At 36.7% G+C, this 14465-nt stretch carries 17 protein-coding genes; 15 read left to right on the top strand and 2 right to left on the bottom strand.

Features of this window, described 5'->3' with window-relative positions:
- Positions 1-7 precede the first annotated feature (7 nt).
- The 15 genes from prfB to E2636_RS11525 all read left to right on the top strand — a co-directional run bounded on the left by prfB (position 8) and on the right by E2636_RS11525 (position 12973).
- Positions 8-1109, top strand: a protein-coding gene (gene prfB, locus E2636_RS11595) for a peptide chain release factor 2 (RefSeq protein WP_134211794.1) whose coding sequence is annotated in 2 segments (ribosomal slippage) — positions 8-79 and positions 81-1109 — 1101 coding nt in all. Because the reading frame shifts where the segments join, the coding sequence is not laid out codon by codon here.
- A gap of 324 nt (positions 1110-1433) precedes the next feature.
- Positions 1434-2297: a YitT family protein gene (locus E2636_RS11590; protein ID WP_134210326.1), complete on the top strand. Its 864-nt coding sequence runs from the start codon at positions 1434-1436 to the stop codon at positions 2295-2297.
- 51 nt (positions 2298-2348) lie between these two features.
- Complete coding sequence (cccB, locus tag E2636_RS11585) at positions 2349-2681, top strand: cytochrome c551 (protein ID WP_134210325.1); 333 nt, start codon at positions 2349-2351, stop codon at positions 2679-2681.
- A gap of 279 nt (positions 2682-2960) precedes the next feature.
- Positions 2961-3647, top strand: coding sequence for a cell division ATP-binding protein FtsE (ftsE, locus tag E2636_RS11580; protein WP_134210324.1), 687 nt, complete (start codon positions 2961-2963; stop codon positions 3645-3647).
- Complete coding sequence (gene ftsX / locus E2636_RS11575; protein WP_134210323.1) at positions 3637-4521, top strand: permease-like cell division protein FtsX; 885 nt, start codon at positions 3637-3639, stop codon at positions 4519-4521. The genes ftsE and ftsX overlap by 11 nt, the downstream gene beginning before the upstream one ends.
- Positions 4522-4544: 23 nt before the next feature.
- Positions 4545-5927: a murein hydrolase activator EnvC family protein gene (locus E2636_RS11570; protein ID WP_134210322.1), complete on the top strand. Its 1383-nt coding sequence runs from the start codon at positions 4545-4547 to the stop codon at positions 5925-5927.
- 346 nt (positions 5928-6273) lie between these two features.
- Positions 6274-6930, top strand: coding sequence for a hypothetical protein (locus E2636_RS11565; RefSeq protein ID WP_134210321.1), 657 nt, complete (start codon positions 6274-6276; stop codon positions 6928-6930).
- Positions 6927-7505 carry a peroxiredoxin family protein gene (locus E2636_RS11560; RefSeq protein WP_017381550.1) on the top strand — a complete coding sequence of 193 codons (579 nt, stop codon included), beginning with the start codon at positions 6927-6929 and terminating at the stop codon, positions 7503-7505. Before E2636_RS11565 ends, E2636_RS11560 begins: the two co-directional genes overlap by 4 nt.
- Before the next feature lie 84 nt (positions 7506-7589).
- Positions 7590-9017 (top strand): S41 family peptidase, encoded by a 1428-nt coding sequence (locus E2636_RS11555; protein WP_134210320.1) that lies wholly within the window; start codon positions 7590-7592, stop codon positions 9015-9017.
- Positions 9018-9054: 37 nt separating this feature from the next.
- Complete coding sequence (locus E2636_RS11550) at positions 9055-10269, top strand: PDZ domain-containing protein (protein ID WP_243840621.1); 1215 nt, start codon at positions 9055-9057, stop codon at positions 10267-10269.
- 10 nt (positions 10270-10279) lie between these two features.
- Complete coding sequence (locus E2636_RS11545) at positions 10280-10516, top strand: CsbA family protein (protein WP_134210318.1); 237 nt, start codon at positions 10280-10282, stop codon at positions 10514-10516.
- Between the two features lie 152 nt (positions 10517-10668).
- The gene (locus E2636_RS11540; RefSeq protein WP_134210317.1) at positions 10669-12045 is read left to right on the top strand and encodes an MBL fold metallo-hydrolase; all 1377 of its coding nucleotides are present in this window, start codon (positions 10669-10671) and stop codon (positions 12043-12045) included.
- 18 nt (positions 12046-12063) lie between these two features.
- Complete coding sequence (locus E2636_RS11535; protein WP_017381555.1) at positions 12064-12300, top strand: glutaredoxin family protein; 237 nt, start codon at positions 12064-12066, stop codon at positions 12298-12300.
- 49 nt (positions 12301-12349) lie between these two features.
- Positions 12350-12610, top strand: coding sequence for a metal-sensitive transcriptional regulator (locus E2636_RS11530; protein ID WP_017381556.1), 261 nt, complete (start codon positions 12350-12352; stop codon positions 12608-12610).
- A gap of 12 nt (positions 12611-12622) precedes the next feature.
- Complete coding sequence (locus E2636_RS11525; RefSeq protein WP_017381557.1) at positions 12623-12973, top strand: rhodanese-like domain-containing protein; 351 nt, start codon at positions 12623-12625, stop codon at positions 12971-12973.
- Between the two features lie 438 nt (positions 12974-13411).
- Here E2636_RS11525 and E2636_RS11520 read toward each other — a convergent pair whose 3' ends face one another.
- Positions 13412-13720 (bottom strand): AzlD domain-containing protein, encoded by a 309-nt coding sequence (locus tag E2636_RS11520; RefSeq protein ID WP_134210316.1) that lies wholly within the window; start codon positions 13718-13720, stop codon positions 13412-13414.
- Positions 13720-14406: an AzlC family ABC transporter permease gene (locus tag E2636_RS11515; RefSeq protein ID WP_081503776.1), complete on the bottom strand. Its 687-nt coding sequence runs from the start codon at positions 14404-14406 to the stop codon at positions 13720-13722. Before E2636_RS11515 ends, E2636_RS11520 begins: the two co-directional genes overlap by 1 nt.
- Positions 14407-14465 lie beyond the last annotated feature (59 nt).

The following is a 14465-nucleotide window of genomic DNA, read 5'->3' as shown; positions in this document are numbered from 1 at the left end:
AATAATGATGGAATTATCAGATGTAAGAAATGAATTAGATAGAATAGCTGGAAAATTATCAGACTTTAGGGGGTCTCTTTGACTTAGAAAACAAAGAGGCTCGTATAGCAGAGTTAGATGAAAACATGTCAATGCCTGATTTCTGGAATGATCAAAATGCAGCTCAAGCCGTTATTAGTGACGGCAATGCGTTGAAAGAAATCGTTAATGAGTTTAATGATTTAGTAGAGGTTCATGAAAACTTAGAAATGACGCTTGAGTTATTACGTGAAGAAGCAGATGAAGAATTGCACGAAGAACTTGCCAATGAAATGAAAGAATTCACAGCGAAGATGAATGACTTCGAATTGCAAATGTTACTGAGTGAAGAATATGACAAAAACAACGCAATTTTAGAACTGCACCCAGGTGCGGGAGGTACCGAGTCTCAAGACTGGGGCTCGATGTTACTCCGCATGTATCAACGTTGGGCTGAGAAAAAAGGATTCAAAGTGGAAACCTTGGATTACTTAGCTGGGGACGAAGCGGGAATTAAATCTGTCACACTTGGTATTACAGGGCACAACGCTTACGGTTATTTAAAAGCGGAAAAAGGTGTTCATCGCCTCGTTCGGATTTCTCCTTTCGATTCGTCAGGAAGACGTCACACTTCTTTCGTTTCGTGTGAAGTCATGCCAGAATTTAATGATGAAATAGAAATTGATATTCGTACGGAAGATTTGAAAGTAGATACGTACCGCGCAAGTGGTGCAGGTGGTCAGCATATTAATACGACTGACTCTGCCATACGTATCACTCACTTGCCAACAGGCGCAGTCGTAACGTGTCAGCAGGAACGTTCTCAAATCAAAAACCGAGCAAAAGCAATGACTATGTTAAAAGCGAAATTATATGCATTGAAGATTGAAGAAAAAGAAGCACAAATGCTTGAAATTCGTGGAGAGCAAAAAGAAATTGGATGGGGCAGTCAAATACGTTCATATGTATTCCACCCGTATGCAATGGTGAAAGATCACCGAACTAGTGCAGAAAGTGGTAATGTTCAAGGCGTTATGGACGGTGACATCGATTTATTTGTCAATGCATATTTACGATCAAGAATGAACTAATAGAGAAAGTGAGCAACCGAGGAAGAAGGGTGCTCGCTTTTTTTTGTTCTGAGAGAACAGTTAATTAATTTGACAGCTATGATAAAGGATTTGATTTTAACAATGAAAAACTGTCATTTCGTGAAATCATTTTCAATACAAAGTCCAAGTTGAGGCCACAAATACTTGTTGAAAAATTATTGAAGTGAATAAAAATTCATGCAAATTTTCGAAGTTCTAGTATGGTCATTATTGATCTTCACTTTACTGTGCTAAACTTCCCACTTCTGTAGCTGTCTGCTATACTTCTATTGGGAAATTTTCTATGAAGAGAGAAGGATTTATATGAATCTTAATAAACAAAAAGAACAACATCCGTGGGTAGCTGCGGTTTTAGAATATGTGTACATTATCATTGGAGCAGCCATTATCGCTGTTGGTTTCAATGTGTTTCTATTACCAAATGAAGTTGCGTCTGGTGGGGTTAGTGGGATCAGTACTATATTATATGGATTGTTTGATTGGAAGCCAGGTTTTGTGCAATATGCCTTTAATATACCTTTGTTTATTGCGGGTGTTATCTTTCTTGGTAAACAGTTCGGTGCTCGTTCACTAGCAGGTACACTCACTTTACCTTTATTTGTATTATTAACAGCTAGTTGGGAACCTGCAACACTAAATCCATTACTCGGTGCATTATTTGGAGGTATATCTGTTGGTGTTGGTTTAGGTATTGTTTTCAGAGGTCGTGCATCAACAGGAGGAACAGATTTAGCTGCACAAATTATTGCGAAATATACGGGTTTTACACTTGGAAGAAGCGTCATGTTAATTGATGGTCTGATTGTACTGTCAGCGGCCGTTGTTTTTGATATTGAAAAAGGTTTATATGCTTTAATTGGTTTATTTGTTACAACAAAAACCATTGATATCATTCAACTTGGCTTTAGCCAATCCAAAATGGTATATATCATCACGAATAAACAAGAAGAAATTAGGGATGCTATATATAATGAAGTAAATCGCGGCGTGACAAGACTTTCAGCATTTGGAGGTTATACGGAACAAGAGCGTCCAATTTTACTTGTAGTCGTTTATCAAACAGAATTCACGAAATTGAAACAAGTTGTAAAAAAAGTTGATCCAGCTGCTTTTGTCATTGTAACAGATGCCTATGAAGTAGTCGGTGAGGGTTTCAAACGTGCCTAAATTTGGTATACTTTAAGTGTAATAATATAACTATTTTAAGGAGGGAAAAGGATGAACAAGAAATTATTAACAGCTATTTTTGGGTCAGTATTAATGCTTGCTGCATGTGGTGGCGAAGACGATACGGCAGCACCAACAGGTGAAGATGTAGAAGTAGTTGAATCTCAAGATGCTGAAAAAATTGCAGAAGGTAAATGTATTAGTTGTCACGGTGGGAATTTAGAAGGGCAAGGAAATGCGCCAGCTATAAATGATGTTGGTTCTCGTCTTTCACAAGAAGAAATTTTAAATGTGATTCTAAATGGACAAGGGGCAATGCCACCTAAGATAATTGAGGGTGCAGAAGCAGAAGTAGTTGCAGAATGGTTATCAACTAAAAAATAATAGGAAAAGCCAATGCTGGTTACAGCACTGGTTTTTTTTTTTTTGTGAAAATACGTCGAATGATTAGGGATAATGGGGGGGGGGATTGTTTAATTTTGGTTAATAAAAATGCATTTATTAGTTTGTTTTTAAGAAATTAGTCATATTCTAAGATTTCATAGACTTATACAAGAAATTTGTAATAGGAATGTAATGAAGTATTGTCGTAATTCTTGTTATAATAATATTGCCGGAAAAAATAGTAGGCAGCAATCAGTAAATATAGGTGGTTACAAACATATGATTTCAATGAAGAATGTATACAAGAAATATCCGAACGGTATTGTTGCTTTAAATGGAATTAATATAGAAATTAAACAAGGTGAATTTGTTTATGTTGTGGGTCCTAGTGGGGCTGGTAAAACGACTTTCATCAAAATGATGTATAGAGAAGAGCGTCAAACGAGCGGAGATATAGTTGTAAACGGAATTAATTTAGCAAAGTTAAAGTCAAAACGAGTACCGCTTTTAAGACGTCAAATAGGCGTTGTCTTTCAAGATTTCAAATTATTACCTCTCTTAAATGTTTACGAAAACGTAGCTTTTGCTTTAGAAGTGATCGAACAACCACAAAAAGTCATTAGAAAACGTGTAATGGAAGTATTAGATTTAGTAGGACTTAAACATAAAGCTCGTATGTTCCCAACTGAAATCTCAGGTGGTGAACAACAGCGTGTCTCGATTGCACGATCTATTGTGAATACACCAAAAGTGATGATTGCAGATGAGCCTACGGGTAACTTAGATCCCGAAACTGCATGGGATATTATGAATTTATTTGAAGAAATAAATCGTCGAGGCACAACCATTATTATGGCAACTCATAACAAGGAAATAGTAAATACCATTAAACATCGAGTTATCGCAGTTGAAGGTGGGCTCGTTGTTCGTGATGAACTTGGAGGTGACTACGGTTATGAAATTTAGAACTGTAGGACGTCATTTCCGTGAGAGTTTCAAAAGTTTAAGTAGAAATGGCTGGATGACTTTTGCATCAGCAAGCGCTGTGACAGTTACTTTACTTTTAGTTGGCGTATTCGTCATGATCATGATGAATTTAAATAAAGTTGCAGATGATTTAGAGAAAGATGTTGAAATAAAAGTATTAGTTGAACTTACTGCTGAAGAAGACGAAGTTAGTAAATTAGAAACTGATATTAATAAAGTAAATGGTGTAGGATCTGTTGTTTATTCAACAAAAGAAAATGAACTTAAAGACTTAATTAAAGACTTCGGTAAAAATATGGGGTTATCGGATCAAAATAATCCGCTCCGTGCAGCATATTATGTGAAAGCTTTAGACCCTCAAGATACAATAAAAGTAGCCGAACGTATTGATCGTCTCGATAATACATATTCAGTAGAGTATGGTGAAGGAAAGATTGAAAAGCTATTTAGTTTTTTAAATGGTGCACGAAATGTAGGTTTAGTCTTGATTGGAGCCTTACTATTTACAGCAATGTTTTTAATTTCAAACACTATTCGTATTACAATTTTAGCTCGTAGTCGCGAAATTGAAATTATGAAACTAGTTGGTGCTACAAATTGGTTTGTTCGAATTCCATTCGTGTTAGAAGGAATGTGGATTGGAATATTGGGTGCGATTTTACCTATCACACTCGTTACTCTACTTTATTACAATTTATATAGAGTAGTTCAACCATATTTAGAAGGTGAATTATTTAATCTATTACCACTTACTCCATTCTTGTACCAAGTCAACGGTCTCATTTTATTAATGGGAATTTTTATTGGCATATGGGGAAGTTTTATGTCAGTTCGAAAGTTTTTACGCGTATAACACGATTTTGGAAGGGGCCGAACATGAGAAAGAAACAATCTAAGTTTTTGTTAGTAACCATAGTGACAGTGTTGGGGTGTTCAATATTCATGACACAACCTACTGCATTGGCGAACTCATTAAATAATTTGCAAAATGAGCATAAACAATTGGAGGAAAAAAAGAACCAATTGAATTCATCAATTATCCAGAAAAAAGGCGATATATCTCAAAATCAAACTAATCAAGAAAAGATACATGCTCAAATTCAAACTCTTGATAATAAAATTAATGAAACAAATAGTGAGGTTGATAGTCTACTAGTTGACATTAAACGAACTAATAGAGAAATTGATGAATTACACGAATCTATTAATGTATTAGAAAAAAAGATTGCTGAACGTGATGAACTAATAAAAGAACGACTACGTGCAGTTCAAGAAAGTGGCGGTTCTGTAAATTATTTGGACGTTTTACTTGGTGCAAGTAGTTTTACGGATTTTATTGACCGTTTCTCTGCTGTCAATACACTTATGGATGCTGATCAGAAAATTATTGAAGAGCAAGCGATTGATGTAAATTCACTAGACGAGAAAAAGGGTTTAGTTGAAGAAAAACTTACTAAACAACAACAAAGCCGCGACGACTTACTAAATCTTAAAGCAAGTCTTAATTCTCAAAAAGTTTCTAAAGATAAATTAGTAGATCAACTAGAAAAAGAACAAGCGACTTTTAAACAAGAAAAAACTGAACTTGAAGATGAACATAATCATGTATACGAAATTAGCAAAAACGTTGAAGGTAAAATAGTAGTAGAACAAGCACGTATAATAGAAGTTGCCCGTCAAGCTGAAATTGCCCGCAAGAAAAAAGAAGCTGAAGAACGTGAACGACTAGAAGAGGCAGAACAAGCTAGACAAAAAGAGGCAGAACAAAGTAGACAAAAAACAGCATCAAATAAAAGTAGCAAAACATCCGTTGCAGCACCAGTTGTAACTCCTGCTCCTGTTGTATCTTCAGGAAATTGGACACGTCCTGCTGCTGGTCGATTCTCATCTACATATGGCGGGCGTAACATTGGGTCTGGTAATGAGTTTCATTATGGAAGTGATATTGCCAATAGCCCTGGAACACCGATTTTATCTGCAGCAGACGGCGTTGTTTCATACGCAGCACCAATGGGGACTTACGGAAATGTAATCATGGTTACCCATTCGATTGATGGTCAAATTTTCACAACCGTTTATGCACATTTAAATGGATTTAATGTTAGTTCTGGACAAGCTGTTTCAAAAGGACAAGTAATCGGCAAAATGGGAAGTACAGGTCGTTCAACAGGGCCACACTTACACTTTGAAGTTCACGTAGGTCCATGGAATGGAGCACGTTCAAATGCTGTAAACCCGATACGATATGTATCATTTTAAATAAAGATTCTAGTGTTCACTCTCATGTTGTTTTTGAGAGTGAACACTTTTTAGTTTATATCTATACAAACGACTATTATTCGTATTTCGTTCTATTTATACCATTCACGGTGGATAGTTATCTAGTATTCGTTATCCCACGATTGAACGAACCGAAAAGGCGGCATATACGTTAGTAAATGTGATCATTGTTTGTTGCCACTTAGCGTTAGGTTGATTAGATACAATTATTTAAGAGACATAATTTCAACTCAAATTACAAGTCGATTTTCAAACAGTATGCTTGCGGAAAAATCCAAATCGAGTATTATACGATATAGGGTATATAAAAAGGAGTAGATTGTCGATGCCAGTAACCGAGTGGTATATTATTAAGTCGCTAACAGTCCCTTCATCATGGATAGCTGTTATTTTGGCGATACTTATTACAGGAATCGTTTTGTGGCGCATATTCGGAAAAGTTACAGAGCAGTGGTTTTCGGATACAGCAATCCTTTTTTTACTAGCTTGGAAATTAAGTGTTATCATTACTGATTTTGATATGATTATCGATTTTCCACTTTCAATTTTGTATTTCAATGGAGGAACAACAGGTTTATTTATTGGCTTGATTGTTGCACTTGCTAGATTATTATGGCTACTTCGACGACAAGACTGGCCTGAAAGGGAACTAGTTGCCATGCTGATTGCTTTAGTAATGGTACAATCTTTGTATCAATTTATAATGGTTTTATTAAATGAAACAGCGCTTTGGCAAAAAGTCATTACGGTGGTGCTTTTTGCTGGATTTACAACTCTAACTTGGTTGAAAGCGTCTATATCGAGTGTTTGGCGTATACAATTAACTCTCCTGTTTTTAGGTGTACATATATTTGTCTCACTTATCCAACCACTTGGTATGTTTCAAACACCATTATTTGTCACAGGATTATTCGTGATTTCCTTTGTAATGGTCTACTATAAAACGAATAAGCACAATAAACTAAAGGGGGGGAAATTATGACGAAAAAGATGTTTGGCCTGATTATAATCGGGGGTATGATTGCAATTGTTATGGCTGGATTTGTAAAAAATAATGTCGACAAGGAAGAATCATATTCGAGTAAACAGCGTGGCATTGATATGGTGGAAGTGGCAACTAAGGAAGGATTAAATAAAGGGGACATTGCCCCGGATTTTGAATTAAACACGCTTGATGGAAAAAAAATTCGTCTTTCAGAATTAAAAGGCAAGAAAGTTATCATTAACTTATGGGCAACATGGTGTCCTCCTTGTAAGGCAGAAATGCCTCATATGCAAAATTACTACGAAAAATATGCAACAGACGCAAATGTTGAAATTTTAGCGGTTAATTTAACGAGCCTGGATCGTGGTGTGGATAAGTTGAATGAGTTTGTTAAAGACTACGGATTAACTTTTCCAATTCCAATGGATGAAAAAGGTGTAGTTGGAGAAATGTATCAAGCCATCACTATTCCGACTTCCTATATGATAGACACAAAAGGTCGAATTCAAAACAAAATCGTTGGACCGATGGATGAGAAAATGATGAAAGAGTTCGTTTCAAACTTAGATTAATTATAAATCTGGCATCTTCAAGTCGTATAGCCGCCTACTTATTCATACACTTAAACGAAGATAAGTAGTAGGGGGCGATATTATTTGAGACGAAGCCGGTTTTTTTTATTTGGTTTTATTGTTATTTTGATTCTTTGTTTACTAATTTTTTGGGCACCTAAAAAAGATAAGGCAAGCACTCCAATTAGTCGTATGGCGCCAATTGATGAGGCCTATGAACGAATTTTGAACAGTTCAGTTCATTCGGTAGAAGGAGATAAACTGATTGAAGGTGCGCTTCGAGGCATGACCGAAACCATTGGAGATCCATACAGCAAATACATGACTAAAGACGAAGCCAAATCGCATCGTGAATCACTGTCGGACGAGCGCGTTGGTATTGGGTTGGAAATTGTTCAAAATAAAGGACGTTTTATTGTAGTTACGCCGATGAAAGAATCACCTGCTGAAAAAGCTGGAGTAAAGCCTTATGATGAAATCGTACGAGTAGATGGTGAGCGTTTAGAAGGTAAGAGTTTAAGTCAATTACTTTCTGCAATCAAAGGTAAGAAAGGAACAAGTGTTACTCTAACTGTATTTCGAGAAACTGATAATCGGCACATGGAATTAAATATGATAAGATCATCCCTTCAAATTCATACAGTTACAAGTGAGCGTATCGAGCAAGATGAATCTTCAATTGGCTATGTCAGCATATCGCTATTTGGTGAAAAAACCGCAGAAGAATGGGAAAAACAAACTCGTACATTAGTTAAACAAGGTATTGATGGTTTATTAATAGATGTTAGAGGCAATCCAGGTGGATATTTACATAGCGTTGAACAAGTCATTGGAACGATGTTGAAAAACGGACAAATTTATGCATACATGCAAGATCCAAAAGGTGTACTTGAGCCTTTATCAGTAAAAGTAACGGAAGAAGATGACTATTTAAAAGTCATGAATAAGATTCCGATTGTGTTATTACAAAACGAAGGTAGTGCCTCTGCAAGTGAAGTTTTAAGTGGTGCATTAAAATCCAACCAACGTGCACTTATCTCAGGTTCAAAAAGCTTTGGTAAGGGCACTGTTCAAGAAACATGGGAACTAACTAATGGTGGAGAAGTGAAATTATCGTCGCATAAATGGTTAACACCGAAGCAACAATGGATTCATGGCACTGGGATTCAAGCAGACTTTGAAGTTGAAGCAAGCGAACTTTACGAGATGGAACCCCTACCAATTAGCGGTTCTTATCAAGTTGGAGATTTTCATGAAGATATCATGTACGGACAAAAGGTGTTGAAAGCACTTGGGTATTCTATTTCAAGAGAAGATGGATATTTTGATGAAGATACAGCAAAAGCTGTGCTAGCTTTTAAAAAAGAGAAGAAATTAAAGTCCGAGGCAACAATGGACAATTTGTTTAATCGTGAGCTTAGAGAAACGATTTTGACCTATAAAAAAAGCAAGAAACATGACAATCAACTGCAAATGTCTTTAGGCTATTTATTCCACTCTCTTCAAAAGTAGAAAAAACCTATACGCATTCCATCAACGGTTTGTTACAATGGAAAGAAATGTACGAACCGTTGAATGGGTGGTGTTTCGTTTTATGTGGCAAGAAGTAGGATTAGAAATAGTAAAAGGGTTCGGCAAGTTATTTATTAACCCATTGTTTTATGTTGCGATTCTATTCGCAATACTTCTAGGTTACGTTCGAGTAAAAAGAGAAAGACGATCTTTCCGAACGCGTATCTTATGGGGATGGACAGAAGCGAAGACAATGTTCTCCGATATTTGGATTTACGCACTAGTTTTATCAATACTTAGTATTGGAATTGGTCTAACACTTACTACAGATTGGATTGTAGCGTATAGTATTATAAGTGTGCTTTTTGTCGTGCTTTTCATGTATCAAGTGGGATCACCAGTTATAGCTGGCACGCTTGCTATAGGTGCATTATGGATTGGATTTGAAATGGATGTAGCATTTTCTGTTTTAAATTTCGAATGGTTCCCAAATATCAATTGGATTAGTGTGTCGTTGCCTGTTGCTTTCATCATTGGTGCGGCAGTTATTGTAGAAGGTCTACTCATACGTAAAACAGCTGCCGAATCTGCCTCACCATTTTTAGAAAAGTCTTCACGTGGTTTAACAGTCGCTAGCTATTTATCAAAACGCTTATGGATGATTCCTATATTAGTAATAGTACCCGGAAATGTAATACCAGATTTTTTTCCATACTGGCCTCAATTTACATTAGGCAGTGAATCATTTGGTTTCGTGTTATTTCCGATTGTAATTGGATTCCAACAGAAAGCTAGAAGTACCCTTCCGGTAAACTTATTCCCTAAAATAGGAAAAGCAGTTATGCTTGTTGGAATAATGATTATTAGTTTATCATTATTGGCAATATGGATGCCGATTATGGCAGTTGTAAGTTTAGCAATTGGTGCTTTGGGACGTATCGGCATTTGGATTTACTTTGATACAAAGGAACGAAAAGGAAATTATGCAGTTGCTCCTCAAAGTTTAGGGGTTATGATTGCTGGCGTCTTACCTGAATCACCTGCTGATAAGATGGGGCTTGTTATTGGTGAGTGTATTCGCAAAGTAAACGGACAATCAGTTACAAATGAACAAGAATTATATGAAGCGATTCAAATAAATGCAGCACATTGTAGACTTGAGGTACTTGATCATCAAGGAGAAGTACGATTGCGCCAACATGTTATTTATCGTCACGACCACCATCGTCTCGGTTTATTGGTCGTAAGATAGGAGAACATCAATGGAATCTATGTTTACTAAAATTATTTTAGCTTTATTCTTACCAGGGTTACTAGTAGTGTTATTTACACGAATCACATTTTCGCATATTGTTTCGTTATTTTTAACTATAGCCCTTATTACAGCTTCAGTTTATGCGGGGTATACACATAATTGGCTATTGTATGTCATTGATGTGATTTCCTTAACGCTTGGATTTTGGTATGCATCACGTATGATGAAGCGTTACAAAAATTAAATAAAACGTCTTTACACTCTGGTGTAAAGGCTTTTTTTTATGGCAATAATAATTTAGACAACTAATAGTAAGTAAATCACTTGAACAAATATACCCCCTGTGGTATATTATAAATAATAAAGAATTCATTTAAAAAACTGGAGGGTTTAATTATGTTTTTAAAGTCATTTTTTGATGAAAAATTAGCTCAGTATTCCTATTTAGTTGGATGTCAGCGAACTGGTGAGGCAATCATTATTGATCCCGCGCGTGATTCTTCCGAAGTAATTGAAGTTGCAATAAAAGAAGGATTAACTATCACAGCTGCTACAGAAACTCATATACATGCTGATTTCGTTTCAGGTTCTCGACAATTAGCACATGATTTAGGTGTGAAATTATATTTATCAGACGAAGGTGATGCGGATTGGAAATACCAATATACCGAAGGGGTAAATGTCGAGATGGTAAAAGAAGGTTCATTATTCTCAATTGGTAACATTGATTTTGAGGTATTGCATACCCCTGGGCATACCCCAGAAAGTATTTCATTTGTCGTAACCGATCGTGGGGGTGGCTCAACTAAAGCAATGGGAATCTTCACTGGTGACTTTGTATTTGTTGGTGATATTGGTCGTCCTGACTTACTTGAAAAAGCTGCAGGAATTGCAGATACAGCAGAAAAAGGTGCACATGCTATGTTTAAATCAGTACAACGATTTAAACAATTACCTGACTACATGATGGTATGGCCAGGTCACGGAGCTGGATCAGCCTGTGGGAAATCACTTGGAGCGGTTCCTTCTTCAACAGTAGGTTATGAAAAAATGTTTAACTGGGCGATGAAAGAAGAAACGGAAGAGCTATTTGTTAAAGAATTATTAGCAGATCAACCAGAAGCGCCGGTTTATTTCAAAGAAATGAAAAAAGTGAATAAAGAAGGACCTGCAATTATAGTTGATCATGTTATTTCTGTTATTGATTCAAAAGATGCGTTTGAAAGAGAATTACAAAACGAATCTGTTTTCGTATTAGACACACGCCCATCAAATTTGGTGGAGAATACACTTGTCCCAGGTGCTATTAATATTCCCTTTAATAAATCTTTTACAAATTGGGCTGGTTGGTTAGTGTCCTACGATGAGCAAATGGTGATTATTGCGGAGGAAGAAAATCGTGAAGAAATTATCGCTTCCCTCCAATCGATTCACTTGGATTCAATAAAAGCGTTTATCGATCCATCTTTATTAAAAGAAATGGATTTAACAACATATGAAACGATTTCAGTTGAAACGTTTAAACAAGAAATGCCAGACGGTTATGTGATGGATGTTCGTAATGATACCGAATGGAAAGAAGGATATATTGAAGGGGCACACCATCATTTCTTAGGAAAACTTCGTGAAACAACATTAAATAAAGACACACCAATTTTAATGAATTGTAAAGGTGGAGCACGCTCTGCAATAGGTGCAAGTGTCTTGAAATCTCTAGGGTATACGAATGTAAAACATATGATTGGCGGCTACGATGCATTTATTAGAGCATAATTTAGGAGGGAATTTAAAGTGAAATCAAAAGTAACGGTATATTCATCTACTACATGTCCATATTGCGACATGATGAAGAATTTCTTGGTACAAAATAAAATCGAATTTACAGAAGTGAATGTTCAGTCTGACCCTGCAGCAGCACAAAAATTAGTAGAAACAACTGGACAAATGGGTGTACCACAAACAAATATTAATGGTCAATGGGTTCTAGGGTTTGATCCTAATCGTGTATTGGAACTTGTTAGAGCTTAATATAGAGGGCAAACGCCCTCTTTATTATTTATAGAGGAGCGAAACACCAATGGATTATTCAAAACAAATTACAAATCGTTTAAATCGAGTAGATGGACAGCTGCATGGTGTTCTTCGAATGCTTGAAGATGCACGAGAGTGTACAGATGTCGTGACTCAATTGAGTGCAATAAAAGGTGCACTTGACCGGACCATCGGTTTAATTGTTAGTGAAAATTTAGAACGTTGTGTACGGACAAGCATTGCCGAAGGTCATCCTTCAGATGAACATGTAAAGCAAGCTGTTCAGTTACTCATGAGAAGTAGATAGGAGTGAAAGTTAATGGAATGGATACTTATCGCGATAGTTGTCGCATTTATTGTTTGGAGAATGAAACCCGCAAAAGGTGTTAAAACGATTTCCACAACAGAATTACGTGGAATACTTAACGAAAAATCAAAACAGTTTGTAGATGTACGAACGACTGGCGAATATAAAGGAAGACATATTTCTCAATTCCAGAATATCCCACTAGACCAATTGCCATCAAAATTAACAAAACTTGATGCTTCAAAAGAAACGATTGTTTTGTGTCAAAGTGGAATGCGGAGTTCTCGGGCAGCTGGCATATTGAAGAAAGCCGGCTTTACAAATGTAGTGAATGTTCGTGGCGGAATGAGTCAATGGCAGTAAGAGTATAAGCTCTCACGATTTATCGTCGAGGCGGTAATATTTTGTACAACTAAGGCGAGTCATAGCATCAACCTGGAACGTAACTCGATCAACCTAGAACAGCGTGTTGCACTAAAAAGTAAACAGAACTAATTAGGCGACGGGAAATCCCGTCGTTTTTTTTAAAGATAAGAAAGTAATTTTAGTTCCATAAATCCAGTGTTTCAGGTGTTTTGGACAAAAAAATGATTCATTAATATAGTTGATTTCCGTTTCAGGCGGACGCTTTGCGACGAGTAACTGCAGGAGCACATGTTTTTGCAATGACGAGGAGACTGAAGCCATGCCCGCGAAAAGCGTCCACCGTAGTGGAAATCAACAGGCTACTATGGTTACTCTTCTTAAAAGGACCGGCCGCAGTTTGCTCGGTTTTTTTTTCGCTCATGCACCACTGACATATCAAAAAATCAAACTATAAACCGCTAGTACGCCAATTGACCCCATGACAACAAGGATTACATTGGCACCTGCAAATGCAATCGCAAAGGCTGCAATGGCGCCAATTAATCCGAACAAAAAATTTCCTTCTTGCACAAATAATATAGCGGGAAATATTAAAGCTCCTAATACAGCATATGGAATATTCCCTAATACTCCTGTAACTATTGGAGGCAGTTTACGTCCTTCTAAAAAGGTTAACGGAAAAGCACGTGGAATATAGGTCACAATAGCCATACCAATTAACATCCACCAATACCAAGTCTCCATTACACGACACGTCCTTTCTTAGCATACAAAAGCTCAACTAAAATCGCAGAACCAAGGGTTGCCACTAAAATGGACCAACCAGTTGAAAGCAACCCACTAAAGTACAGAACACTGTGAATGAGCGCGCCAAACAAAGCGAGTAAAGCTACTTTACGATTGCCTTTCATCGAAGGAACTAATAATCCGACAAACATCGCATATAAGGCAATCGACATTGACGCTTGCAGGAACATTGGTAAATTAGCACCAATTACATGACCTAACGCTGTAAATACAACCCAACTGCCATATGAAATCACAATGACTCCTGCTGCATATGTCGTCCTAATATTATTTTGTTTTTGCGTGGCTAAGACTGAGAATGTTTCATCAGTCACACCAAATGCATAGATGGCTTTTTTCCAACGCGCATCTGGTTGCATTTTTTCATTTAGTGAAGCAGTCATCAAAAAGTGACGAATGTTAACGACAAACGTGTTTAAAACGATTAAAATAGGGTCAACACCTGTAGAGATTAGCGTTAATGATATGTATTGTGCAGCACCAGCAAAAACAAACATACTCATGGCAGTTGCTTCCCACATAGATAAGCCGGTCGTTTTCGCGAGTAAGCCAAATGTTAAGGCGATAGGAAAGTAGCCAATGGCAATGCTTAAACCTGCCCTAATTCCATTGATAAATGTCATTTGCATTCTTTCCTCCTTAATGTTTAATAGATTATACATCTGTATGATAAAATAAACAA

This window comes from Paenisporosarcina antarctica, from assembly GCF_004367585.1.
Classification (GTDB): domain Bacteria; phylum Bacillota; class Bacilli; order Bacillales_A; family Planococcaceae; genus Paenisporosarcina; species Paenisporosarcina antarctica.
This window is presented reverse-complemented; position numbering and strand designations above follow the sequence as displayed.

Coding starts and splice junctions, on each gene's coding strand:
- cccB (WP_134210325.1), top strand. CDS start 2,349: ATGAACAAGAAATTATTAACAGCTATTTTTGGGTCAGTATTAATGCTT.
- E2636_RS11565 (WP_134210321.1), top strand. CDS start 6,274: ATGCCAGTAACCGAGTGGTATATTATTAAGTCGCTAACAGTCCCTTCA.
- ftsX (WP_134210323.1), top strand. CDS start 3,637: ATGAAATTTAGAACTGTAGGACGTCATTTCCGTGAGAGTTTCAAAAGT.
- E2636_RS11560 (WP_017381550.1), top strand. CDS start 6,927: ATGACGAAAAAGATGTTTGGCCTGATTATAATCGGGGGTATGATTGCA.
- E2636_RS11520 (WP_134210316.1), bottom strand. CDS start 13,720: ATGGAGACTTGGTATTGGTGGATGTTAATTGGTATGGCTATTGTGACC.
- E2636_RS11515 (WP_081503776.1), bottom strand. CDS start 14,406: ATGACATTTATCAATGGAATTAGGGCAGGTTTAAGCATTGCCATTGGC.
- E2636_RS11525 (WP_017381557.1), top strand. CDS start 12,623: ATGGAATGGATACTTATCGCGATAGTTGTCGCATTTATTGTTTGGAGA.
- E2636_RS11530 (WP_017381556.1), top strand. CDS start 12,350: ATGGATTATTCAAAACAAATTACAAATCGTTTAAATCGAGTAGATGGA.
- E2636_RS11540 (WP_134210317.1), top strand. CDS start 10,669: ATGTTTTTAAAGTCATTTTTTGATGAAAAATTAGCTCAGTATTCCTAT.
- ftsE (WP_134210324.1), top strand. CDS start 2,961: ATGATTTCAATGAAGAATGTATACAAGAAATATCCGAACGGTATTGTT.
- E2636_RS11570 (WP_134210322.1), top strand. CDS start 4,545: ATGAGAAAGAAACAATCTAAGTTTTTGTTAGTAACCATAGTGACAGTG.
- E2636_RS11590 (WP_134210326.1), top strand. CDS start 1,434: ATGAATCTTAATAAACAAAAAGAACAACATCCGTGGGTAGCTGCGGTT.
- E2636_RS11550 (WP_243840621.1), top strand. CDS start 9,055: ATGGAAAGAAATGTACGAACCGTTGAATGGGTGGTGTTTCGTTTTATG.
- E2636_RS11545 (WP_134210318.1), top strand. CDS start 10,280: ATGGAATCTATGTTTACTAAAATTATTTTAGCTTTATTCTTACCAGGG.